Source organism: Psychrobacter sp. CAM01, from assembly GCF_032842965.1.
In the GTDB taxonomy this organism is placed as follows: Bacteria; Pseudomonadota; Gammaproteobacteria; order Pseudomonadales; family Moraxellaceae; genus Psychrobacter; species Psychrobacter celer.
The window spans coordinates 286,695-311,317 of sequence record NZ_JAWJBL010000005.1; the positions used below are offsets into that span (position 1 = coordinate 286,695).

The window sequence follows — 24,623 nt, forward strand, 5'->3', positions numbered from 1 at the left end:
AGTGATCTCGTCGATGTACAAAAAGCACTAGCAACGCAAAGATGGACTGTGACAAATATGACAGAAAGTTTGGTACAGAGCGGCGTAGCGTGTAAGATTGTTTATACAGTTTAAGACAGTTTTATATGGATGCTCGTGATAATATTGATTGATTTTTCACGATATTTTAATGCTATCTGGTCAATTCTGTATAGAATGCCGTATAGGTAGTCAACTATTACAACCACTACAATCTGCGATACCAATGGTTGTAATGACAAAGACGGTATTAAGATAGCAGCAGAGCAAAGCCTTCTGGGTTTTTACAATAACGATATTATTACTCACTTAAAAAACTAGGTATATATGATGAAAAAACAACCAGCACAGTGGTTACTCAGTGCAGTGTCAGTGGGCATCGCCGGTATCATTTTAACCCAAAGCTATAGCACCGCTGTGGCAGAGACCAGCACCGAAGGCTTTGTACCGACGCCTGAACAAAAAGTCACCACGCGCCAAGTCGCCGCCTTGCTAGATCGTAGTCATTATCTCAATCAGCCACTCGATAGCAAAATGGGTAGCGAGATTTTATCGATGTATATCGATAGCCTAGACCCCAATCACACTTTGTTTTTGCAATCTGATGTCGATGAGTTTAATAAAAAATACGCTGACGAGTTTGGCGCGCGGCTCAAGCGTGGAGATTTGTCGGCGGGGGTGGAGATATTTGAGCGTTATCGCAAGCGCTCAAGTGAGTACTTCGCCATGGCAAGTAAAATGCTCAAGACCGATATTGATTTGACGGGTGATGAGACCATCATTTTAGACCGTGAAAAGCTTGGGCATTTTAAGACCAAAAAAGAGCAACGTGACTACTGGACGCGCCAGCTAAAATTTCAGCTGATTAGCATCACCTTAGGGCAAGAAGACGAAAAAGCCAAAGAGCAGGTATTTTTAAACAACCCCGATATCACGCGTGGTCAAGACCTCGTCCGTGATGACAAACGCACACCAAGTGAGATATTACTCAAACGTCTCACACGTCAGCAAGAGCAGTTTAAACGTCTCAAAGACGATGAAATCATGGAGACGATTTTAAATACAGCGATGCTGACCTATGACCCACACAGCAACTATTATGCGCCTATTCAAGCGACTGAGCTGCAAATTCAGTCAAGCTTGCAACTAGAAGGCATCGGTGTATCGATTCGCCCAGATCGCAAAAACCCAGACTATACGCGCATTGTCACGCTAGTCGATGGTGGCCCTGCAGCCAAAACTGGCCAGATAAAACCCAATGACTTGATCGTCGGTATCGCCAAAGACGGCAAAAACATGACCGATGTGGTCGGCTGGTCGACGCGAGAGATTGTCAGTTTGATTCGCGGTAAGCGCGGCACCTCAGTGACTCTTAAACTACGTCAGCCCAATACGCCAGACTCAAGTGCTCGCACCGTGACGGTGGTGCGCGATATCATTCAACAAGAAGAGTCGGGCGTCAAGCATCGCATCGTCGAAGTACAGCGTCCTAATATCGACAAAACGCCCAAACGTATCGGTGTGCTTGAGATACCCAGTTTTTATCTCAATTACCGCGCACGGCGCAATGGCGAAGACTATCGCAGCGTCAGTATCGATACCGAAAAGGCGCTAAAAGCCCTTAATAAAGAAAATATCGATGGTCTTGTGGTGGATTTACGCAACAACCCTGGCGGCTCTTTGGATGAAGTGGCCAAGATGCTGGGCTTTTTTATCAAGAGCGGGCCGCTCGTGCAGATTCGTGACAACCGTGGCAACATCCAAGTCTACCGCGACAACGATGGCGGCGAGCAGCTGTATGATGGCAAAATGGTAGTACTGACCAATTTAGCATCTGCCTCAGCCAGCGAAATCTTTGCTGCCGCTATCCAAGACTACGGACGCGGACTGGTCGTTGGTAGTACGACCACCGGTAAAGGCTCTGCTCAGATCCAGCTTGATAGTTTAGCGCTTGGGACAGCGACCTTGACTCAGCGTAAGTTTTATCGTGTGACGGGCGGCAGTACGCAAAACAAAGGCGTCGTCCCAGATATCGAGCTGGTCAATATCTATGATGATGCGACCTTTGGAGAGCGCGCGCAGAAAAAAGCCCTGCCTTGGGATACCATCAAGACAGCGCCGTACAAGCCTGAGGGTAAGTTTAGCAGCGATACCTTGGCGACACTCAATCAACAATCCAAGATTCGCCAACAGCAAAACCCGCAGTTCGTTTATCTTTCAATGCTTAATGATATCCGTGATATGGAAGATGAGAAAAAACCCATTCGCTTGGATATCAACAGCCGCCGCGCCAAGATGCAGCTGATCGAAAAACGCTCGCTTGAGGCAGAAAACAAGCGTCTGATTGCAACGGGCGAAAAGCCTTATAGTGACTGGAATACCTATCAAGCGGCGATGGATGCAAAATTTGAAGAGCGCAGTCAGATGAAAGCCAATGAGCGCCCAGAGCTGCCAGAGGATGAAGCCTTTATCAATGAAGCTGCTTATATCATGCTAAGCGCAGAACCGAAGCAGCTGCTGAGCCCTAAAGAGGCGCTAGAGAAATGACGAGTGCTATCGAGATAACAATGGTATGTAAGCATATGCTTACACCGATTGACGTTTCGACCTCTTACTAACGATAGGGCAATCTGCGATTATAACTGTACGGCACGATTGAACGGAACGGTTCAGGGATACTAGGGATTGGTATCTTAAAGGTCGCATCAGGGATAGGTGGTTTACTGATTAGGGATGATAAGGCTGGATGCCTGTCAGTTATGAGATACCCCGGGATTAGGTATTTGATAACATTAACATGGATGGTTAGTGATAAAAGCCGCATAATGCTTGTCGTTATGCGGCTTTGTTACGTCTAAAGGATGACGATTTAGTGGTAAACCATTGTGCCGCTCTCAATGACACTTGTGCTAGCATAGTTCGGTCAGCTGTTAAAAACGCTGCTCCCATAAACGTACCGTATAAACGAGCAGGCACAAAACAGCAGGCATAAAAAAAGCCGACTCAATTGAGTCGACCCTGTTGGCCAGTTGGCTGATGTATCTTAAAGCCACCAGACCTTTTACTGCTTATCAAATGCAAGTAGCGATTAGTGCTGAACGCCACCAGCGCCATGTACATGGCCGTGGTTTAGCTCGTCTTCAGTAGCAGCGCGCACTTCTTGAATCTCAACATCAAACGTCAAACGCTTACCAGCCAATGGATGGTTGGCATCGACAGTGATTTCTTTGTCGTTTACTGCCGTGACGGTCACTAGCATCACTTGGCCGCCCGCTTCTGACTGGAACTGCATACCAGGCTGGATATCGTCGACACCTTGGAAGTTTTCACGTGGCACGTGCTGTACCGCTTGCTCTTGGTACTCACCGTAGCCATCAGCAGGCTCTACGACAGCGTTTACTTTTTCGCCAGCAGATTTGCCTTCTAGTTGTTTTTCTAGACCTGGGATGATATTGCTGTGACCATGTAGATAGGCAAGTGGTTGACCTTCTGGCGATTGGTCAAGGATGTTGCCTTCGTCGTCTTTTAGCGTGTAATTGAATGTGACGGCGGTGTCTTTTGCGATAGTAGTCATAAAATATCCTAAATATATCGATGTAAAAAATTAAATACGGTTGCAATAAACCTAAAAAAGCCAATCAGCCAGCCAAATAGCCACGTCATTAGTCAATTATCATCAGTTTATTTCGGTTTGTAAAAGTAACTTTAGCAGTTAGCATCTTTAATTGAGATGGCTTTGATAACTTTCAAGGCAAAAAACAGAAAAAATGCCAATTAATCACGTTAAATAGCTATTTTTTTTGAAATATAAACGGATGGACTCGCCAGATGCCTGAGTGCTCCAGTATAAAACGCTTATCAGTTGCGTTTTGTCTGTCGGGCTTCTACCATAATGATAACCATAAAAATGAGACAAGAAAATGACAAAGACTACCTCAAAGACCAATGAGCAGCCAGCCAACTATGATGCCAACGTACAGAGTACAGCAGACATCGACATTCGTTATCGTTTCGATTTTGCCCGTTTTGCTGAGCACTTGGTGGATGTGACGCTGAGCTTTACCGCCAGCACCGATGGACCGCAGCTTTGGCTACCTGCATGGATACCAGGCAGCTACTTGATGCGCGAGTTTGCTCGCAATATTACCGCTGTCCATTATCAGGTGCTAGATGAGCAGGATACAGCTCGTGATACGTCGTCACAGTCTTATCGTGGCCAAAAAATAGACAAGCATACATGGCAGCTTCCGCAGATAAAGGCAGGGCAGAGCGTCAGCGTTCATTATGAGGTCTACTGTTATGATCTGTCGGTGCGTACCGCCTACGTCGATCAGCAGCGACTGTATGGCAATTTTACCTCGCTTGCATTGGCTGTTGAAGGGCAAGAGCAGCAAAAGCTGCAAGTGAGTCTCATCGTTCCTGCAACGTTTTTGGCAGATAAGGATGAGGCGCGTGTTTGTCTGGCGATAGGCCTGGACTACACAGAGCTGCAGCTAGAGGGGCAGCTGTGCTTTGCGCTACAAGTGCCCAGCTATCATGACTTGATTGACTATCCGTTTGAGATTGCCGAGCAAGATAGGTTTGATTTTATTATTCAAGACAGCGCGCATCAGACGCTACGTCACCGTTTTTATCTGTCAGGCAAGCACAGCAGCAATATGGGCAGGTTGCAGCAGGACATCACTCAGATATGCCAAAGCTATGTAGACTGGCTAGGCGATGCGCCTTTTGCAGATTATACCTTTATGACCTTTGCCAGTGGGCAGGACTATGGCGGGCTTGAGCATATCAATTCTACCAGCCTGATCACCCCGCGCCGCGACCTGCCAAGTGTCGATGAGCCAAAAATACCCAGCAGCGATTATCAGCGTTTTTTGGGCTTGTGTAGTCACGAGTACTTCCACGCATGGTGGGTCAAGACGGTGCGCCCCGATGTGATGCTCGAGGTTGATCTTCGAAAGGAGGCCTTTACGCCTTTGCTGTGGGTATTTGAGGGCTTTACCTCTTATGTGGACGACTTTATGCTGCAAGCATCAGGCGTTATCGATAAAGCCAGCTATCTGAAGCTGCTGGCTGAGCAAATCAATCGCTACTACCAGACGCCAGGGCGCGCATATCAGAGCGTGGCTGAGTCGAGCTTTGATGCTTGGATTAAGCTGTATCGCAATGATGAAAACACAGGTAACGCAGGTATCAGTTATTATAATAAAGGCGCCTTGGTAGCGCTTTGTTTGGATCTGACTTTGCTTGAGAAAACCAAGGGACGCTATCGCTTGTTTGAGGTGATACAGGCATTCTATCGACAGGCCAAGCAAAATGACAAGAAGCGCATCGGTATCAGCAGTGCCGATATGGGCGCGGTCATCAGTCAGTTTATGCCGCTTGATGTCTGGCAGGACTTTGAGCGCCGCTACGTTAATGGCGTTGAGGAATTGCCGATACAGACATTGCTGAGTGCCAATGGTGTCAAGTTACATGTCAATAGTAAGGATACGGCGGACAAGCACATGCCTTGGGGTATGCGCTGTAGCGACACCCCAGCAGGCCTCAAAGTCAATCGAGTCCTGCGCGGTAGTGCAGCGGCGCGTGCGGGTATCTCCGCCCATGATGTGATCGTCGCCATCGATGGTATCAAAGCCGATGCCAAACAGCTATTGTCTCTGAGTACGTCTGCGCGCAAGATTGACTGTCATTTGTTTCGCCGAGATGAGCTGATGTCGGTCACCGTATTACCCAAAGCGGCCGCCGAAAACAAAGGAGCACCGGCAGATACTGAGCAAGATAGCCTTTATAAAGATGGCCTCCATCAAGATAGCTCTTATAAAGTCACTTTGCATCTTGCAACGCCCACCAGCACATCGCCCAGTGATGAGGCGGCATCGCCGATCCAAGCAGGCTGGCATACATGGCTAAATGTGTGGGCGGATAGGTAGGTTAAAGTCGCCCTTTCGTTGTCTGAGAGTAGAGTAGATTAGAGGCTAAAGGCTAAAGGCTAAAGGCGGTTCGCTGTGTCGCCAGAGAGAGGATTGGTGACACAGCTGGCTTGCCATATGTATTCATGTATATTTACGACTCACCATCTTTGACAGGTGCTGTAGCAGGCTCCTTAGACGGCTGAGATTGAGACGATTGAGCATGATCGTCTGACGCCTCAGTAGTAGAGTCCGCATCTGCACTGGTATTTGTCTCAGCGGTGTCCGCGCTATGGCTTGCAATCCATTTTTGCATCAACTCAATCTCAGCTTGCTGGGTGTCGATGATGCTTTGTGCCAACTGGCACATCTCTTCGTCAGTACCGTACTTGAGCTGTACGTTGGCCATATCTACCGCGCCGATATGATGCGGCAGCATACCGCGAGCAAACGCCATGTCTGGCTGCGGGTCGGCGATACCAAGCACCATATCACCGTGTAAGACATCCATGCTTCTGGCATACGCCTGCTGCATGGCTTCTGTATGCGGGTTGGTTTTGACGGTGTCGGGGTGGCTGGCAAGCCATTTATTTAACGTATCAATCTCTGGCTGCTGGGCATCAATGACGTTTTGCGCCAGTTGCCGCATGCTATCATCTGTCCCGTGTTTTAGCTGGATCTTCGCCATCTCAATTGCCCCGCGATGATGACCAAGCATGGCTTTGGCAAACGCGGTATCAGGATCGTTATAACCCATACCGATCATCATCTCATCGTGCATACGCGTCATCGCCTTCGTATAGTCTCTGAGCATATCGGTCATTTGTGTCTCGTTTGCTGCATCATCTTCTGCTAGCACATCATCCGTTTGCGCATCCGCTGGGTTGACCTCTAGGTCGGTCACGGGCGGCGTTGCGGTATCGCTAGGCGTCGCCTCATCCTCAGTTGCCGGCTGACAGGCACTTAATATCAGCGCAGCAGCAATACTGGTGGCAAGCAAAGAAAAGCGACGAGAAGCAATCATGACATATTCCTATTATAAGCGGCAGTAATAAAAAAAGACGAGTGATGAGATAATATTCGTAATGTGCTGAATCTTAACAGATAAACCTTGCCAGTTCGAGACATGATGTTTAGAGCGTGTGCCCAATCCCTAATTGTCGACAGCGCTCGTCATTTAGATGAATACGGACAAACTCACCGACCCCCAAACGGCCTAGCTCAAACCCTGCAACCGACCAGCGTATCAAACGCAGACACGGCAGACCCACATGAGCGGTCATACGCCTGACTTGGCGGTTTTTGCCTTCGTAGATGGTCAGCATTAGCCAAGACGTTGGGATGTTTTTGCGCTCACGTATCGGTGGATTGCGGGGCCATAAGGCTATTGGCAAATCCGCCTCTGTGACCATCTGAGCGAGCGCAGGTAAGGTTTTGCCGTCTTTTAAGTGCACGCCTTTGCTCAGGGCTTGTAGCTGTGCAGGCGTTGCTATCCCTTCGACTTGCACCAAATAGGTTTTGCCTTGCTTGTGCTTGTCTTTTTTAAAGCTCGCCGCCGATGGTGGCTGGGTGATGGCCTTGTTGACTCGGCCATCACTGGTCAAAATCAGTAGCCCCTCTGAGGTTGCATCAAGCCGGCCCGCCACTCGCAGCGACTTATCGGTAAAGTATGCCGATAGGGTGGCGTGGTCATTATTATTGTCGTCACGGAACTGACTTTGCACCCCATAAGGCTTATTAAATAAAATGAGACTAGAGCTCGGCATGGTGTAAACATTCCTAAAATAAACTGACAAAGCGGTCAAAGGACACTATGAAGTATAAAACAAGTATAAACAGCGCCGCTTGTAACCGTTGGTGTGGTATCGGTTTTGAATGCTGCGACTATAACACCGTCCCATCGGTGAATAAACACCATGTTGCCATTATGGTTTTATATCTTTGATATCCCGATAGGCGGCATAGTCAATCCGATATAAAACGACACAACGTTTCATTAGAACGCATTGATAGCCACGTATCTGGTTTGTTTGGACTCGGCTATATAGCCAGTTGAATATAAAACTGTTATATAAATTTAAACGATAAATGGCGAAATAGCAGGCGGTCGCGTCTCATCAGAACCCTAGCATATAACGTCTTGTGATTTGTTAATGCTGTATAAACTATCTTTATAATTATGCTCGTTATGAGCCAGTTGTGTTTTTATCCTCTATGGTTCTGGTAAGTTTTGCAGTATGGTAAATGACATAAGGCGTTAATCATCAGATTGGCAAAATAACGATAAATAACCAAGATATATAATTAAATAACTCATAATTAAATAACTAAGGAGTGTCACCCATGTCCTACGATAAAGTGATCGTCCCAAGAGACGGCGAAAAAGTCACGGTAAATGCTGACTTGTCTTTAAATGTGCCCAATCATCCGATTATCCCTTTTGTCGAGGGTGATGGTATCGGAGTCGATATCACGCCTGTGATGATAAAAGTCGTCAATGCAGCAGTAGATAAGGCCTATCATGGCAAAAAATCCATCATTTGGATGGAAACCTATCTCGGTGAAAAAGCGGCAAAGGTATACGATGGGGATTATTTGCCCAACGAGACGCTGGAGATTTTAAAAGACTATGTCATCAGTATCAAAGGGCCATTGACGACCCCAGTGGGCGGCGGTTTTCGCTCGCTCAATGTCGCGGTACGCCAAGAGCTCGACTTGTATGTGTGCCAGCGGCCTGTGCGCTGGTTTGAAGGGGTGCCAAGCCCAGTGCAGCATCCTGAGCTTACGGACATGGTGATCTTTCGTGAAAACTCAGAAGATATCTATGCTGGCATCGAATGGAAGGCGGGCAGTGACGAGGCTAAGAAGGTCATTAAGTTTTTAAAAGAAGAGATGGGCGTCACCAAGATTCGCTTCGATGATGACTGCGGTATCGGCATCAAGCCTGTCTCAAAAGAAGGCTCGCAGCGCTTAGTGCGTAAGGCCATTCAGTATGCCATCGACAATGATCTGCCTAGTGTCACCTTGGTGCATAAGGGTAATATCATGAAATTTACTGAAGGCGCGTTTAAGGATTGGGGCTATGAGCTTGCCGCCGAGCGCTTCGGTGCCGAGCTATTGGATGGCGGGCCTTGGATGACGATGAAAAACCCAAAAACAGGCAATGACATCATCATCAAAGACGTCATCGCTGATGCCTTTTTGCAGCAAATCCTCATGCGTCCTGCTGATTATTCAGTGGTGGCAACGCTCAACCTAAACGGCGACTATATATCCGACGCTCTTGCAGCAGAAGTAGGCGGTATCGGTATTGCACCAGGTGCCAATAAAGGCGGCGCAATCGCGGTTTATGAGGCGACGCATGGTACGGCGCCCAAATATGCTGGACAAAACAAAGTTAACCCAGGGTCGCTCATCTTATCAGCTGAGATGATGCTGCGTGACATGGGCTGGACGGAAGCGGCTGATTTGATCATCAGCGGTATCCAAGGGGCGATTGCCAATAAAACAGTGACCTATGACTTTGAGCGGTTAATGCCAGATGCTATTTTGCTGAGTACCTCTGAGTTTGGTAAAGCCATTATCAAGCACATGCACGCTTAAACGCCGGGGTATGTCTGCAACCGAATCTGCGTCTTTACATAAGGACGCATCCTAAAAATAAACAAAAAAACACCCCTTAGATTTCAGATCTAAAGGGTGTTTTTTATGCTAAAAGTGGGCGTAAAGGCTTCAATATATCCTTTACGCCCAGCGCTCAGGCATATCAGCGGCGCATCGGATTATAATGAGGCGATCGCTTCGTTGAACAACGTGCTTGGACGCATCACTTGCTCAGCCAGTTTTTCATCGGCTAAGTAGTAACCTTTGATATCTACCGACTTGCCTTGAGCATCATTTAACTCTTTGATGATAGCCGCTTCGTCACGCTGCAGCTGTTCTGCTAGTGGTGTAAACTGCGCTTTTAGCTCGCTATCTTTGTCTTGAGCGGCCAGCTCTTCTGCCCAGTACATCGCTAGGTAGAAGTGGCTGCCACGGTTGTCAATCTCGCCAGTCTTGCGCGATGGTGACTTGTTGTTTGTTAGCAGTTTTTCTGTGGCTTTATCGAGGGCGTCTGCCAATACTTGCGCTTTAGCATTGTTGTCGTTTTTGGCCAAATGCTCCAAAGATTCGGTCAGGGCTAAGAACTCGCCTAGTGAGTCCCAGCGCAAGTGGTTTTCTTCTACCAATTGCTCGACATGCTTTGGTGCTGAACCGCCTGCACCTGTCTCAAACAAACCGCCGCCTTTCATGAGTGGCACGACCGATAGCATCTTGGCACTGGTACCAAGCTCCAAGATAGGGAACAAATCTGTTAAGTAATCACGCAAGATGTTACCAGTAGCAGAGATGGTGTCTAGACCGCGAGCGACGCGCTCTAAGGTATAACGCATGGCGCGAACCTGAGACATGATCTCGATATGTAGGCCATCGGTGTCATGGTCTTTTAGGTACATTTTGACTTTTTTGATCAGCTCGTTTTCGTGCGGACGGTATGGGTCTAGCCAGAAAATCACAGGTGTGTCTGACTCGCGGGCACGGCGTACGGCCAGTTTAACCCAGTCTTGGATCGGGGCATCTTTGGTCTGACACATGCGCCAGATATCGCCTTTTTCGACGGCTTGCTCCATGAGGATTTCACCAGTATCCACATCTACGATACGCGCGATACCAGCGTCGCTTGACTCAAAGGTCTTGTCGTGTGAGCCGTATTCTTCCGCTTTTTGAGCCATGAGGCCGACGTTTGGTACTGTACCCATGGTGGTTGGGTCAAAGTTGCCATGCCATTTGCAGAAGTTGATCATTTCTTGATAAATACGCGCAAAGGTAGACTCTGGCATGACCGCTTTACAGTCGTACATTTTGCCATCCGCACCCCACATCTTACCGCCTGAGCGAATCATCGCAGGCATTGAGGCATCGACGATCACATCGCTTGGTGAGTGGAAGTTGGTGATGCCTTTTGATGAGTCAACCATCGCCAGACGTGGACGATGCACTTGACAAGCATGCAAGTCGCGCTCAATCTCTTCTTGTAGAGAGGTTGGCAGCTCTTTGATTTTTTCGTAAAGTGATGCCATACCGTTATTGACGTTGATGCCTAACTCATCAAAGAGCGCACCATGTTTTTGAAAAGCGTCTTTATAATACGTTCTGACCGCATGACCGAAGACGATTGGATGCGAGACTTTCATCATCGTGGCTTTTACGTGCAATGAAAATAAGATACCTGCTTCGCGGCAGTCTTCCATTTCGCGCTCATAAAACTCAAGTAGCGCTTTTTTGCTCATAAACATCAGGTCGATGACTTCTTTGTCCAACAAAGCAATCTCTGGCTTTAGGACTTTGGTGGTGCCATCTTCGAGCAACAGCTCCATACGTACGGTACGCGCCTTGTCGAGGGTCATCGATTGCTCGCCATCATAAAAGTCGCCGCTGTGCATATGTGAGACGTGGGTGCTTGACCACTGTTTCCACTCACCCATTGAGTGCGGATGCTTACGTGCGTAGTTTTTGACCGCTTTTGGCGCGCGGCGATCAGAGTTACCTTCACGCAGTACGGGGTTGACCGAGCTACCTAGTGCTTTGCCGTAACGCTTACGGATACTTTCTTCTTCCTCAGTTTTTGGCTCATCAGGGAAGTCAGGTAGGGCATAGCCTTTGCTTTGTAATTCCTTGATAGCGGCTTTTAGCTGCTGTACTGAGGCACTGATGTTCGGCAGTTTGATGATGTTGGCATTTGGGTCTTGGGTTAGGCGGCCTAGCTCTGCGAGGTTATCAGGTACGCGCTGCTCTTCAGTGAGGTACTCAGGGAATTCGGCCAACACACGCGCGGCCACGGAGATATCGCTGATATCGACAGAAACGCCTGCTGTCTTGGTAAAGGCTTTGACAATCGGCAAGAATGATAAGGTCGCCAGCGCTGGGGCTTCGTCAGTTTTTGTATAAATAATTTTTGACATATTAGTAGAATATTCCTATAGGCTGTAGTGAATAATAAAGCTCAAATATAATGCTACAAATCGTTAAACGACATATCGTTAAATAATACTATGCAATAGCAAACGTTATGGTTCGATACCGTACATTATATGTAGTCTCTTGCAATGGTTGAGGCTACTTAAGTTTCTTGTTGCTGTTGGCTAGCCTTTATAACCATAGTGGCTAGCTTTAATTGGTTTTATTCAAAAGGCGCTTGCAATGGTGATATCACCATCTAAAAAAAGCGATCTAAAAGCAAATGGCTAAGAGTATATTATAAAGGATCCACTATAAATTCGATACGGTGTCAATCCTATATCATGAACTAAGTATACTGTTTTCGCTTATGTCCTATGTACCAAAATTATATTAAGCTAAGAACAGCGTTATTCTACCAGTCATCCGCTTTTATATCATCCTTTCCCAGCGATTACTGCCATTTCATGAGTGCTTACCCGTTATCAATTAAGTAAATCCAAACCGTGCGTCATTCTTACTTGCCAGACTCCCAAACCTCCATTATCCATTCTGATTATCAAGCGTCGCTCTAAAACCGCGCTTTCACTGTTGGTGGTTTTTATAAAGTGGTGAGTGCGCTTTGCAAATTGTGACAGCAAACCGGCAAAAATTTGCTAGGCTATTTTAGGTTAGGGCATACCTTTGTCTCACATACAGCGATAAGCCTGAGGTAACGTGGCGATGGCTGATATTTGCTGCCGTTTTGACGCGCGCAGGCATCTCACCATGTTTGGCTGTTTTTGTGAGTGATTGACTGATATACGTCCTAAATAAAACATTGACACACATAGAGCGGCTAGAGTGACCATGAGCATACGTTTAAAATACGCATTGATGAGTGATACCAGCTGGCAGCAGATGGCAAAGTGGCAAACGCCAGACACGCCGTTTATGTCCTTTGATTTTTGGCAAGCGCTGGCAGACACGGGCGCCATCGGTGAGCAGGCAGGCTGGCTGCCGATATATGTCTTGATCCATCAGGTCGATGAGGGTACAACGCCGCCAAGCGCCGCTGACGTCAAAAACAACGAGGCACACTCTGACGGTGACAATAAGGCATCAGAGACTGCAGGCGACGAGGTATCCGTCACGCATCCTATAGCGGTGCTACCAGTCTTTATTAAGGGTCACCACCGCGGTGAGTTTGTGTTTGATCATGCTTGGGCAGAGGCCTACGCGCGCTATGGTGTTGACTACTATCCGCGGCTGGTCAGTAGCGTACCTTATACGCCGATTACCGGTCAGCGGTTTTGGCTGGCTGATGGCGAGCGCCTGCGTGCCGATATCATAAAGACAGCCCTAGCAGGCGTAGATGATATTGCTCAGCAAGTGGGGGCATCAAGCTGGCATGGACTGTTTGTCACGCCTGAGCTGGCCGATATTGTAGCTGCCGCCATGCCGACAGACAGTGATGTTATGAGTGCACTGGCGGTGCAAGAGCAGGGCGGTGCAGTGGTGGCCATCGACATACCGATACTGGAGCGTCAGGGCTGTCAGTTTTTGTGGCAAAACCAAGACTTATTAAAAGGCGCGCAGCCATTTGCAGATTTTGAGGCGTTTTTGGCAACGTTAAGAGCCAAAAAGCGCAAGACCATCCGTGCTGAGCGCCGCAAGGTCACCGAGCAAGGCATCCGTTGTCAGCGTAAATGCGGTGATGCGATTTGTGAGGAGGACTGGCATGCTTTTTACCATTGCTATGTGATGACCTATGCGGTACGCGGCCAGCAGCCTTATTTAACGTTAGATTTTTTTATGGCGTTGGCCGCGAGTATGCCTGAGCACCTGATGCTGGCTCAAGCGCGTGATGCGCATGGTGATATCATTGCCAGTAGTTTGTTTTTGTACGATAAGCCCGATAGCAAAGGCGCGACTTTATACGGTCGCTATTGGGGCGCGTTGGCGGATTATGACAGCTTGCATTTTGAGCTGTGCTATTATCAAGGCATCGAGTTTGCTATCGAGCAGGGCTTGAGCTATTTTGATCCAGGGACGCAAGGCGAGCATAAGCTGGTTCGCGGTTTTATACCGACGACGACCCATTCGTTGCACCGCGTTTATGATGGGCGGTTTGTGCCAGCGATTGCGGACTTTTGCCGTAGAGATAGAGAGCATATGGCTGAGTATCGCCGACGAGCATTTGACGCCTTACCGTTTAATGCTGATAATATGCCCGCCGCTGATGCCAGTCGCTAGTGCTGCTCTCATCTATTTTTTTATCCGTCTTTTATCCGTCATCATTAGCTGCTTATTATGCCTAGTAACCACCTGTTTTGCCCTGCACCGCCGTCCGCCGAGCTACACGCTTGGCTCAATGTCGAAGGCTCTTTGACTGCTGTACTAGAGGTAAAAGCTCGGCAGCCCTTGCGCGTTGAGCGCCGATTTGAGGGCTATCGCGCGCTGACATTGGCACAAAAACGCCAGCTGGGTGTACGAGGCGCGCAGCTAAATCGGCCGATGCTGGCGTGGGTACGCGAGGTGTACCTGTATGGCAATGATGAGCAGCCGTGGGTCGAGGCACAGAGTACTTTTCCGTTGCCCAGTCTCAAAGGCCGCGCCCGCCGTTTGCAGCAGCTCAAGAGTACGCCCATCGGTTATGTGTTATTTAAGCGCAGTCGCACGTTGCCCAATCAGCGTTTTATCTCGCAGACGGCCAAAGGCTGGCAACGGCAAACGCGTTATGACTGGTATGGGCGTACGCTGCTGATCAGCGAGACGTTTTTGCCCGCGTTCAGCCAAAATAGACAACCACAGATAGGCTGCAATAGAGAATAGAAAAATTTATATCCAAGCATATAAATATACCGTGATAAATACTTTATTTTATTGGCTATTTATTTGCAGTATAAGGCCATTTAATTTGTTCAGCTTAGCGTGAGGTTTTTTTGCGCTCACCATACAAATTTTCATGTTACACTTAAACTTTAGCGATGATATCGACGCCTGCGTGTCGATTTGATTGTCGATATAGACACGTCAATGACAGGCCAATTGCCTGTGCTTGCCTGTTTTACCTCCTTTTGCTACTCGCTTCTTTTCGATAAACACTACCATTAACGATAGCCACTACCTAGGACATTATTATGTTTAAAGATATTTCTATCAAAGAGTTTGATCCAGTACTTGCAGAAGCCATGGCCGCCGAAAGCGTGCGTCAAGAAAACCATATCGAGCTTATTGCCTCAGAAAACTACTGCTCACAAGCGGTTATGGAAGCACAAGGCACCGACCTAACCAACAAATACGCGGAAGGCTATCCAGGCAAGCGTTACTACGGCGGCTGTGAGCACGTCGATGTGATCGAGCAATTGGCCATCGACCGCGCAAAAGAGCTGTTTGGTGCAGAATACGTCAACGTCCAGCCACACTCTGGTAGTCAAGCAAACTCTGCCGTATTTTTGGCTTTGTTAGAAGCCAATGACACCGTACTTGGCATGAGCCTAGACGCTGGTGGTCACTTGACCCACGGCGCGCACATCAACTTCTCAGGCCTGAACTACAACGCCGTACAGTATGGCCTCGTCGAAGGCACTGGTCTGATCGACTATGACCAAGTAGACGCTCTGGCTCGTGAGCACAAGCCAAAGATGATCATCGCAGGCTTCTCAGCGTATTCACAAGTCGTTGATTGGCAGCGTTTCCGTGATATCGCCGACGAAGTGGGCGCGTACTTGCTTGTCGATATGGCACACGTGGCGGGTCTGGTTGCAGGCGGCGTTTACCCAAGCCCAGTACCCTTTGCCGATGTGGTCACCACCACCACGCACAAGACCCTACGTGGCCCGCGCTCAGGTATGATCTTGGCGCGTGATGAAAAGCTGGCGAAAAAGCTAAACTCGGCTGTCTTCCCAGGCAACCAAGGTGGCCCGCTCATGCACGTCATCGCGGCAAAAGCGGTTTGCTTTAAAGAAGCGCTAGAAGACAACTTTAAAACCTATCAGCAGCAAGTGGTCAAAAACGCCCAAGCGATGGCAAAAGTCATCCAAGAGCGCGGCTATGAGATTATTTCTGGCGGTACTGAAAACCACTTGATGCTCATCAGCCTCGTCAAGCAAGAAATGACGGGTAAAGAAGCAGACAAGTGGCTTGGTGATGCCCACATTACTGTGAACAAAAACGCTGTACCAAACGATCCAAAATCGCCGTTTGTTACCTCTGGTATCCGTATCGGTACGCCAGCGATTACCACGCGCGGCTTTAACGAAGCGCAAGCAGGCGAGTTGGCAGGCTGGATCTGTGACGTACTAGACAGCCGCGGTGACGAAAAAGTCGCTGCTGAAGTACGCGGCAAAGTAGAAGCTATCTGTAAAGAGCTACCAGTTTACGAAAAAAACCAGTAATTTTTGATTGCTTGGTTTCTACCGTTAGATTGAAAAAAACCGCTTAACTTAATGGCTAGGCGGTTTTTTGCTGCGCGGGCGTTTATTTTTTAAGTGGTCAGTTTATGCGAATTAAACCGTCTATACGTACAAAGCTGGGCAATCCGTCACTTTAAAAAACTATCTGTTAATACGACTTGATAGTATAGTCAATTCATCCTAAAAATGACATAGCGCTGCTGGGATGAATTTTGCGCAGCCTCTGTGATAACAGCACGCAAGTAAAATTTATACCAGTTGCGCGTTTAGATTTATAACAATTTTAATTTGAACTGACTATACAAAGTTACCTGACACACCTTTTAGCTACCAAGCTGGTTTAGAGCCAATGCTAAGATGAGGCCAATGGTGGTGCTAATACCCGCCCAATGGTTGCTGCGTTTAAAGGCGGTCGGGAAGACTTCGGTTGCCAAAGAAGCAATGACTGCCCCGGCGGCAAAGCAATTAATCGCACTAATAACGGCGTCATCGACATTTTTTAGCAGTACCTTGCCCAAGATAGCCGCCAGTGATAATAAAACCGCGGCCCCAATCCACAGCATCAGCACTTTTTTGTTGCTGGCACCGTTGCGGCGCATTTCTTTGGCACCACCTGCTGCTTCTGGTAGGTTCGATAACAAAATAGAGCCCGCCAGAGCTGCCACTTGCATGACGTTGCCGCTGATCAATGCCACACCCAGCGCTAAGTTTTCTGGGATGCCATCGAGAGTGATGGCCGCTAGCAGCCCCGAGCCGCCATCGGCATTGAGCTTTTCGTCAAGTAGGTAATCGACACCGGCAAATACCATCGCCCCCAACAAGGTAAAAGCTGCGGTAATCCAAACCCCGCTGTCAGTCACCGCCGGCTGCACCAGCTCGATGACCACTGATATCATCAGCGCGCCGCCAGCGACCGCCAATAAGTTCCCCTCAAGCCAGCTTGGCAAGCGGCCATAAAGCCCCCATAGCGCTCCGATAATCAGAGCGCCGGATACCACAACAATCACTGCAAATATCAACATAGCATGCCTCATTATTTTTATAAGGTATTGATAACGGCTAATGGGTTTTGTGTCATTAGAAGTTGCGTAACGAACCGGTTAGGTACTGTTAGCGCGCTGCTTTTTTTATATTAAACGTCCAAAAAAACCTCAAACGCCCAAAAAAGCCCCGATTATAAAAATAATCGAGGCTTACAAAGCGCAATCAGGTTAACTTTTCATTAAATAGCTTACATAAACGGCAGTTTGATAAATATTTGTAATATCGTGGCGTTGACAATATCGACAAAGAACGCGCCAACCATCGGCACAATCAAAAACGCTTTAGGCGAAGGCAGGTAACGATCAGTGACCGCCTGCATGTTGGCAATCGCCGTCGGCGTCGCACCCATACCAAACCCGCAGTGCCCTGCTGATAACACCGCCGCGTCATAGTCTTTGCCCATGACCTTAAAGGTAATCAGGTAAACATAGATGATCATAATAGCGGTCTGCACCAATAGGATGATAAGCACAGGGCCTGCCAGATCAGTCAGCTGCCATAGCTTTAGAGACAATAGCGCCATGGCCAAAAACAAGCTCAAGGAGGCGTTACCAAACACATCGATTGAGCGATCAAACATATCGAAGTTAAACAAAGTGGTGAGCACATTACGAATGATAACACCGCCTGCCAGCGCCCAAACGAAGGTAGGTAGCTCAAACCAAGTGTCGGCGGCCAACAGCGTCATCACATCGGCAAATGCCAAAGCGGCAGCAAATAGCGCCAAGGTCTCAATGGTCGAGGAGGCGGTGATAAAACGCATACTGTCGGGTCTTTCAAAGATTTCTTTATTGCTGTGTGCAGTGTCTTCATCATGTTTGGTGCTATATAGCGATTGCGCCCCAGCGACTTTTTCGATATCACTAGGGTTGGGGTTGGCAGGGGTTGGCTTGAGACCGAGCCGCCGAATCAGGCGGCGCGCCACAGGGCCACCGATGATACCGCCTGCGACCAGACCATAAGTGGCCACTGCGATACCAAGTGTGGTCGCACCCACCACGCCATAGTCTTCTTCTAGCGTAATGCCCCAAGCGCCTGCGGTGCCATGTCCGCCCGTCAGCGCGATGGAACCTGTCACCAGCCCAAGCAGAGGATCGAGTCCCAACACGCTGGCCATAGCAACGCCCACGATGTCTTGTAGCACGATAAACACCGACACCACGATCGTAAAAATCAGCAGCGGTGTGCCACCAGCTTTTAGGCGACTAAAATCAGCACTGAGACCGATGGAGGCAAAAAACATCAGCATGGTCGCAGTTTGGAGCCCCTGATGAAAGTTGAAGGTATAGCCCCACACCGTATTGAGAATATAGACCACGATTGCCGCGACCAAGCCGCCAGCCACTGGTTCTGGAATATTAAAATCTTCTAAGAATTTAATCCTTTTGACCAAAAAGCGCCCCATTAGCAGCACTAAAGTGGCCAGTATCAGCGTGTAATAGCCGTTTAAGGTAATTTCCATACGTTAATCCTTTCTATAAAAATAAATTAACCTGAATTCGGGATAAATATGGCTTTATCTCGAATTCAGGTTTGGTGATGATTTTTGGTTAAGCGGAGTCTGTCGGCGGTGTTATGACCCACAGTTGCGGCTTGCCAAATTCTTTATAGGCGTCCTCAATGATGCGTTGAAACATCGAAAAGTCTTTAGTCGTTATGTCGGTTACCGTCGTCAAATCCAGCACCAGCTTGGTCACATCGCTGTCGGTCAAACAGTCCCAAGCGCCGTCCCAGTTGTGCGAAAAATAACTGGGAAAGTGGCACGCTGCTGCCAGACTGCTCAGCAACGTGTGCTTGTTGAGTACGTCAGCGATAGGGATGGCAGTTGCCTGCTGTAGTGCCCTATCGTGCTCGGCGCTGTCAGGACTGACATAGTAAATGGCTTGGCTCATGTTATTTTACTTCCAGTTTACGAAAGCTATCGTAGTGGTCCACGGTCAGATAGTAGATGGTGGGCGGATGGCCGCCTGTGACGACACGCCTAGCACCGCGGTGCGATACGCCGGGCGTGGGCACAGTGTACTCACGGTAATAGCCTTGCGTCTGTATCGGTAGCCTGCCTTCACGGTTATAAAAAGTCGAGCCGTCTTTATGAGGGTAAGGAAACGGCCCGCCTTGCCGAATCAGCGCGATGGTATGGTCTATTTGCGCGTCACCCGTGATAGGGTCGGCGCTGCTAGCTGGCTGCGATAGGGCAGCCGAGTCGATACTCGGGTCAGGCTCGGCGCTATCGCGATATTCGGTGACCGCAGCACGCTCAGTGTGATCGACCAATGCCCCAGTATTTATAGCAGTATTTATATCAGCGAAAAAATAAATCGCCGCGACAATCAGAGCCAACACACCAAATAACGTGGCACGTGGGCTGCTATTGTTTTGCTTGCCGCTTTGCATAAGGGCATCGTCCTTTAGGTCGTTGGAAGCCATTGACTACTCATCCCATGATGGGGCTACTTATCACATGATTGCTGATCTCAGCAAAGCCTATCGCATGAGGGTTTGCGCCACAACCGATACGGACGTGAGCAAAACATTATCAAAGGGTGGGTTTATATCGTAAGTTCGGCCCAAAATCAATACCTTGCTCATGGCGGATATCAAGGTAATGACGCGGTAAGAATGTGCTAGATAGATAAAAGCTGTTTTTTGTTTGCTACCCCGGGCTGCTGAATGCCACACAGTAGCAATTTAATAAAAAACGCCAGCAACTTAGCTGACGTTTTTGGTGGATTATACGTGAAGTTAGGCGATGGATGATAGGTTTGCGTCCAATTCGCCTGTAATAAGCGGTCGATAAGTATATGATAAATTACGCGCGCGTCTCGCCGTGACCATAGACGATCCATTTCTGTGAGGTCAGACCTTCGAGCCCTACAGGGCCGCGTGCGTGGATTTTGTCGGTTGAGATACCAATCTCAGCACCTAAGCCATACTCAAAACCATCGGCAAAACGGCTAGAAGCATTGATCATCACACTGGCCGAATCCACCTCACGGATAAAGCGCTGCGATTTGGTATAGTTGTCGGTGATGATAACGTCGGTATGATGGCTGCCATGGGCGTTGATATGTTCAATGGCCTCGTCGATACCAGATACCACCTTAACCGCCAAGATAGGGGCCAAATATTCGGTATCCCAGTCCTCGCTAGTGGCTGCTGATAAATGACCTTGCAAGGCCGCATTGTCATTTAAGATGGCTTGTGACTTATCATCAAGGCGCAGTTGCATGGCGTCATCCGCTTTGATGATGGCTTCGGCAATCTTTGGCAACAGCTCACTTGCGACATGCTCATCGACCAATAGTGTCTCCATGGTATTACAGGTGCCATAACGATGGGTCTTGGCATTGACACTGACTTTAATCGCCGTTTCGGCATCTGCATCGCTATCGATAAAGGTATGGCAGTTACCGTCTAAGTGCTTGATGACCGGTACTTTGGCATCGCGGCTGATGCGCTCGATCAAGCCTTTGCCGCCGCGAGGTACGATGACATCGACGTAATCTGTCATGGTGATCAGCTCACCGACCGCCGCGCGATCCGTCGTTTGCAATATTTGTACGCTGTGCTCAGATAGGCCGACCTTTTTTAGGCCTTGTAAGATACATTTGGCCAGTGCTTGATTGGACTCAAAAGCCTCAGAGCCACCGCGCAAGATGATGGCGTTACCTGATTTTAGTGCCAAAGAGGCAGCTTCTAAGGTGACGTTGGGGCGCGACTCATAAATCATACCGACCACACCGAGGGGGACGCGCATTTTGCCTAAATGAATACCAGAGGGGCGGTAGGTCATGTCAGTGACCTCACCGATAGGGTCAGGCAATGCTGCCACGTCTTTTAGGCCTTGTAGCATACCGTCGAAGCGCGCGTCGTTTAGCTCAAGGCGATCTAGTAGCGCGGTGTCCAAGTCGTTTTTTTGACCGTTGTTCATATCGATTTTGTTGGCGGCCAAGATGTCTGATTTGGCGTTTTTTAGTACGTCATGAATCGCCATCAGCGCCGCATTTTTATCGCCAGTATTGGCTGCTGCGAGGGCGCGTGAAGCGGCGCGTGCTTGCTTGCCGACCGTTTGCATATAAGCGGTAACGTCTGTAGTAGTGGTTTGAGTCATAAATATGTCCTTATGGTTATCAGTGTCTGACAGGGCGATCAATGCCATAAATAATAAAAGCGCCTAGCAAGGCAAAAGTTTAACAAATATAGAAGGTTAAATGCTCAGATGGCATTGTGCTATTTAACATAGAGGAGATTGCGTCGATAGTAAAGACGATTTTGTGAACAGCGCCCGCTTGACCGCATCTATTTGTCGACTTTTAGCGGTGTGCCATGGGCGCTTACATGACAGTTACCTGTTTTTAACACAATTGCGCCGTAACTACTAAGGTAGTCGAACGACATCATCAGTATAGTGAAGGGTCAAGTAGGGGCGGCCGAACGCCAATGCCCCTGTCAAATAAATCAATATACTCTGTACTAATGAGGAAGAATGACATGGCTATGCTCTATAAAATGGACAAAAAATGGCTAACCGTTGGATTGGTGGCGGCTGCCTTGACACTCAGCGCTTGCGGCAAAAAAGACGATACGCCGATGGAGACCGAGCCTGCTGTCGACGCGCAAACCACAGTAGAGACCGAGGCGACGGGTGTTGCGACTGCAGAGTCTTCTGATGATGTGGCAGTGGCAAGTGCTGATACCAGTGTCGACGACGCAATGGTGGTAGGCGACAATGATGATGTCGCGGTGGCAACTGCTGACGATGCCGAAGTATTAGATGGTACAGAGAGCTCAGAGCACATCTCAACTTATTAAGCGATCTGACTAGACAAGATGATTAGACAAGAGGATTAGACGATAGGTGCTGCCTGAGGTTTTTTACAGATAAGTAGGCGTCAAAGGCGATAAGATAACAGCACGCCGAGCCTGCTAAAGTGATAAAATAGCGCCCAGTGCTGTCGATGCAGACTGGGCTTTTTTATGTGGGTAAAGGGTGGCTAACGTGGTACACGGGCCAAACGCTTAGGTACCTGACATAGATAATATTTGCCTTTTTGCTGCGGAATAAGAGACAATGGCACATTTTTATTCGTGTTTTCACTCATATTTATTGGAAGTCTGCTAAACCATGCTTGATACTGCAAAAAATCCGACTCGGCCTATCGCCTTAGATTTACAAGATATCCATAAAAGCTACGGCTCATTAGCAGTGCTAAAAGGGGTATCGCTCACCGCCTATGATGGTGATGTTATCTCAATTTTGGGTTCGTCCGGCTCAGGCAAATCTACGTTGCTGCGCTGTATTAACCTATTAGAGAAGCCCAATCAAGGTCGTATATTCATCGGTGATGAAGAGCTGATGCTAAAACCTGCCAAATCAGGCGAGCTACAAGCGGCAGATATCAAGCAGTTAGAAAGCTTGCGCGCGCGCGTGGGTTTTGTCTTTCAAAACTTTAACTTGTGGCCGCACAAGACCATTTTGCAAAACATCATCGAAGGTCCGACACAGGTCCTAAAAATCAAAAAAGACCAAGCCATCAGTGATGCCGAAAAACTGCTCGACAAAGTAGGGCTGCTTGACAAAAAAGACGCCTATCCGGCCAATCTCTCTGGTGGTCAGCGTCAGCGTGTCGCCATCGCTCGCGCGCTTGCCATGCAGCCGCAAGTACTGCTGTTTGATGAGCCGACCTCGGCGCTCGATCCTGAGCTGGTCAATGAGGTACTGGCGGTGATGCGCGAGCTGGCAGAAGAGGGGCGTACCATGCTCATTGTCACTCACGAAATGCGCTTTGCTCGCGAAGTCTCAAGTAAGGTGGTGTTTTTACACCAAGGCGTCATTGAGGAAATCGGCACGCCTGAGCAAGTATTTGACAATCCTACCTCTGAGCGCGTCAAGGACTTTATGTCCTCTCATCGCCAAAACTAGCCGCATGGCTGCTATGCACTGTATTTCAAAACTAAGATAGCATTAAAAAATTAGGACAGCGCGGCCGTTGCTGTCCTAAAGCGAGTTAACTAGGGCGTGTTGAACATTGGCGACAAATTAATGGCAAAAAAAATAGCGAACGGTTAATCTTTAAGTTCTCACACAAAAAAGATATCGTTCGCTATGCCTCGCACCATGCTCAAAGATGAACACTGGACAAGACTAAGACCCATATTACTAGAACTTAATATCTATGACAAAGGAAATCTTAGACAAACGGTTGAAGGCGTGCTTTATCGCATGCGTGTTGGCTGCCCTTGGCGCGACTTACCCGAGTATTTTGGCAAGTCTAATACCATCTATAAAGCTTACCAGCGCTGGTTTCGCAGTAATAAGCTGATTGCATTATTTACGTTACTGATCAAAGACGCAGACCTTGAGTGGGTCTTCATTGATGGTACTCATATCAAGGCGCATCAGCACAGCAGTGGTGGCAATGAGAACCTACAATCCATTAGCAGAAGTGTGGCAGGACGTGCCACTAAAATTCATCTAGCGGTCGATGCTCATGGCAATCCGATTACCTTTATCTTGTCAGATGGCACAACCCACGATGTTAAAGTCGCACCTGATTTAATAGACAAAGTTGATTTGAGTGATACAGAGGTTTTATGTGCCGATAAAGGCTATGATTCTGATTCACTACGAGCGCATATTGAACAAGCAGGGACGCATGATAACATCCCTCGAAAACGAAACACTCAGTCTTCTAACGACCATATGGACTGGGACTTGTATAAAGCAAGGCATCTAGTAGAAAGTGCTTTCGCCAAGCTAAAACAGTATAGGGCGGTTGCCACCAGATTTGATAAACTCAAGCAGAGTTATGAGAATACGGTCGCTCTTGCTTGTGCTTATATCTGGCTCAAATTATGAATGTTCAACACGCTCTAGTCTTCTTATCAAAATCGTAAAATAAGCTCGAAATTAACCTAACCTATTATCTAGAGCATAATAGCTTGCATTTATAGTATAGTCAGTTCAAAATAAAATTGTTATGCCTTGAACAAATATCATAAAACAATTTAGATAAATCATTCTCCATCCAGCCTTGGCGTAGAAACTTCACCTGAGCCCATTTTTTCTCGATAGGGTTCAAATCAGGGCTATAAGGTGGCAGCCATAGTATACGATTGTAACTATCCCCTAAACTAACACAGCTCAAACGTAGAATTTCTTATAAAATACACATAAGGAGTTTTGATATGAGCAAACGAATGACTGAGACCCAAATCGTATCGATATTAAAAGAAGCAGAAGCTGGGATATCTG

19 protein-coding genes are annotated in these 24,623 nt (G+C 48.0%); 9 read left to right on the forward strand and 10 right to left on the reverse strand.

Annotated elements, in window-relative coordinates:
• Positions 1-348: 348 nt before the first annotated feature.
• The gene (locus R0I52_RS02855) at positions 349-2,565 is read left to right on the forward strand and encodes a carboxy terminal-processing peptidase (RefSeq protein ID WP_317053088.1); all 2,217 of its coding nucleotides are present in this window, start codon (positions 349-351) and stop codon (positions 2,563-2,565) included.
• 541 nt (positions 2,566-3,106) lie between these two features.
• On the opposite strand, the gene R0I52_RS02860 is transcribed toward R0I52_RS02855, so the two are convergent.
• Positions 3,107-3,592: a peptidylprolyl isomerase gene (locus R0I52_RS02860; RefSeq protein ID WP_075101756.1), complete on the reverse strand. Its 486-nt coding sequence runs from the start codon at positions 3,590-3,592 to the stop codon at positions 3,107-3,109.
• 346 nt (positions 3,593-3,938) lie between these two features.
• Here R0I52_RS02860 and R0I52_RS02865 point away from each other — a divergent pair, with 346 nt between their 5' ends.
• Entirely contained in the window at positions 3,939-5,951 is a 2,013-nt protein-coding gene (locus R0I52_RS02865) for a M61 family metallopeptidase (RefSeq protein ID WP_317053068.1), read from the forward strand.
• Between the two features lie 133 nt (positions 5,952-6,084).
• On the opposite strand, the gene R0I52_RS02870 is transcribed toward R0I52_RS02865, so the two are convergent.
• Together R0I52_RS02870 and R0I52_RS02875 are read right to left on the reverse strand one after the other, a co-directional pair.
• The gene (locus R0I52_RS02870) at positions 6,085-6,954 is read right to left on the reverse strand and encodes a DUF305 domain-containing protein (RefSeq protein ID WP_317053069.1); all 870 of its coding nucleotides are present in this window, start codon (positions 6,952-6,954) and stop codon (positions 6,085-6,087) included.
• A 109-nt stretch (positions 6,955-7,063) separates the two neighbouring features.
• Entirely contained in the window at positions 7,064-7,696 is a 633-nt protein-coding gene (locus R0I52_RS02875) for a pseudouridine synthase (protein WP_317053070.1), read from the reverse strand.
• Positions 7,697-8,273: 577 nt separating this feature from the next.
• Between R0I52_RS02875 and icd the strand changes: the two genes are divergently transcribed.
• On the forward strand, positions 8,274-9,533 hold the full coding sequence (gene icd / locus R0I52_RS02880) for an NADP-dependent isocitrate dehydrogenase (RefSeq protein WP_317053071.1): 1,260 nt from the start codon (positions 8,274-8,276) through the stop codon (positions 9,531-9,533).
• 179 nt (positions 9,534-9,712) lie between these two features.
• On the opposite strand, the gene R0I52_RS02885 is transcribed toward icd, so the two are convergent.
• A complete protein-coding gene (locus tag R0I52_RS02885; RefSeq protein WP_317053072.1) occupies positions 9,713-11,932 on the reverse strand; it encodes an NADP-dependent isocitrate dehydrogenase in 2,220 nt (739 codons plus the stop codon).
• 850 nt (positions 11,933-12,782) lie between these two features.
• Between R0I52_RS02885 and R0I52_RS02890 the strand changes: the two genes are divergently transcribed.
• The 3 genes from R0I52_RS02890 (at position 12,783) to glyA (ending at position 16,306) form a co-directional block, all read left to right on the forward strand.
• Positions 12,783-14,162 (forward strand): GNAT family N-acetyltransferase, encoded by a 1,380-nt coding sequence (locus tag R0I52_RS02890; RefSeq protein WP_317053089.1) that lies wholly within the window; start codon positions 12,783-12,785, stop codon positions 14,160-14,162.
• 57 nt (positions 14,163-14,219) lie between these two features.
• Positions 14,220-14,741, forward strand: a complete 522-nt coding sequence (locus tag R0I52_RS02895) for a chorismate--pyruvate lyase family protein (protein ID WP_317053073.1) — start codon at positions 14,220-14,222, stop codon at positions 14,739-14,741.
• Positions 14,742-15,049: 308 nt separating this feature from the next.
• On the forward strand, positions 15,050-16,306 hold the full coding sequence (glyA, locus tag R0I52_RS02900) for a serine hydroxymethyltransferase (RefSeq protein WP_075101749.1): 1,257 nt from the start codon (positions 15,050-15,052) through the stop codon (positions 16,304-16,306).
• 341 nt (positions 16,307-16,647) lie between these two features.
• On the opposite strand, the gene R0I52_RS02905 is transcribed toward glyA, so the two are convergent.
• The 5 genes from R0I52_RS02905 to R0I52_RS02925 form a co-directional block, all read right to left on the reverse strand.
• Positions 16,648-17,346, reverse strand: coding sequence for a zinc transporter (locus tag R0I52_RS02905; protein WP_317053074.1), 699 nt, complete (start codon positions 17,344-17,346; stop codon positions 16,648-16,650).
• Between the two features lie 209 nt (positions 17,347-17,555).
• Positions 17,556-18,830 carry a sodium/glutamate symporter gene (gene gltS, locus R0I52_RS02910; protein ID WP_317053075.1) on the reverse strand — a complete coding sequence of 425 codons (1,275 nt, stop codon included), beginning with the start codon at positions 18,828-18,830 and terminating at the stop codon, positions 17,556-17,558.
• A gap of 88 nt (positions 18,831-18,918) precedes the next feature.
• Entirely contained in the window at positions 18,919-19,260 is a 342-nt protein-coding gene (locus R0I52_RS02915; protein ID WP_317053076.1) for a barstar family protein, read from the reverse strand.
• Between the two features lies 1 nt (position 19,261).
• The gene (locus R0I52_RS02920) at positions 19,262-19,795 is read right to left on the reverse strand and encodes a ribonuclease domain-containing protein (RefSeq protein ID WP_317053077.1); all 534 of its coding nucleotides are present in this window, start codon (positions 19,793-19,795) and stop codon (positions 19,262-19,264) included.
• Positions 19,796-20,177: 382 nt separating this feature from the next.
• Positions 20,178-21,479 (reverse strand): glutamate-5-semialdehyde dehydrogenase, encoded by a 1,302-nt coding sequence (locus R0I52_RS02925; protein ID WP_317053078.1) that lies wholly within the window; start codon positions 21,477-21,479, stop codon positions 20,178-20,180.
• A gap of 380 nt (positions 21,480-21,859) precedes the next feature.
• On the opposite strand from R0I52_RS02925, the gene R0I52_RS02930 reads away from it, so the two are divergent.
• The 3 genes from R0I52_RS02930 (at position 21,860) to R0I52_RS02940 (ending at position 24,227) form a co-directional block, all read left to right on the forward strand.
• Positions 21,860-22,180 (forward strand): hypothetical protein, encoded by a 321-nt coding sequence (locus tag R0I52_RS02930; RefSeq protein ID WP_317053079.1) that lies wholly within the window; start codon positions 21,860-21,862, stop codon positions 22,178-22,180.
• A gap of 313 nt (positions 22,181-22,493) precedes the next feature.
• Positions 22,494-23,291: an ABC transporter ATP-binding protein gene (locus R0I52_RS02935; protein WP_105244772.1), complete on the forward strand. Its 798-nt coding sequence runs from the start codon at positions 22,494-22,496 to the stop codon at positions 23,289-23,291.
• A gap of 183 nt (positions 23,292-23,474) precedes the next feature.
• On the forward strand, positions 23,475-24,227 hold the full coding sequence (locus R0I52_RS02940; RefSeq protein ID WP_317053080.1) for an IS5 family transposase: 753 nt from the start codon (positions 23,475-23,477) through the stop codon (positions 24,225-24,227).
• Between the two features lie 100 nt (positions 24,228-24,327).
• Here the strand turns inward: R0I52_RS02940 and R0I52_RS09015 are convergent, their stop codons facing one another.
• Entirely contained in the window at positions 24,328-24,516 is a 189-nt protein-coding gene (locus R0I52_RS09015; protein WP_410524023.1) for a transposase, read from the reverse strand.
• Positions 24,517-24,623: the final 107 nt, after the last annotated feature.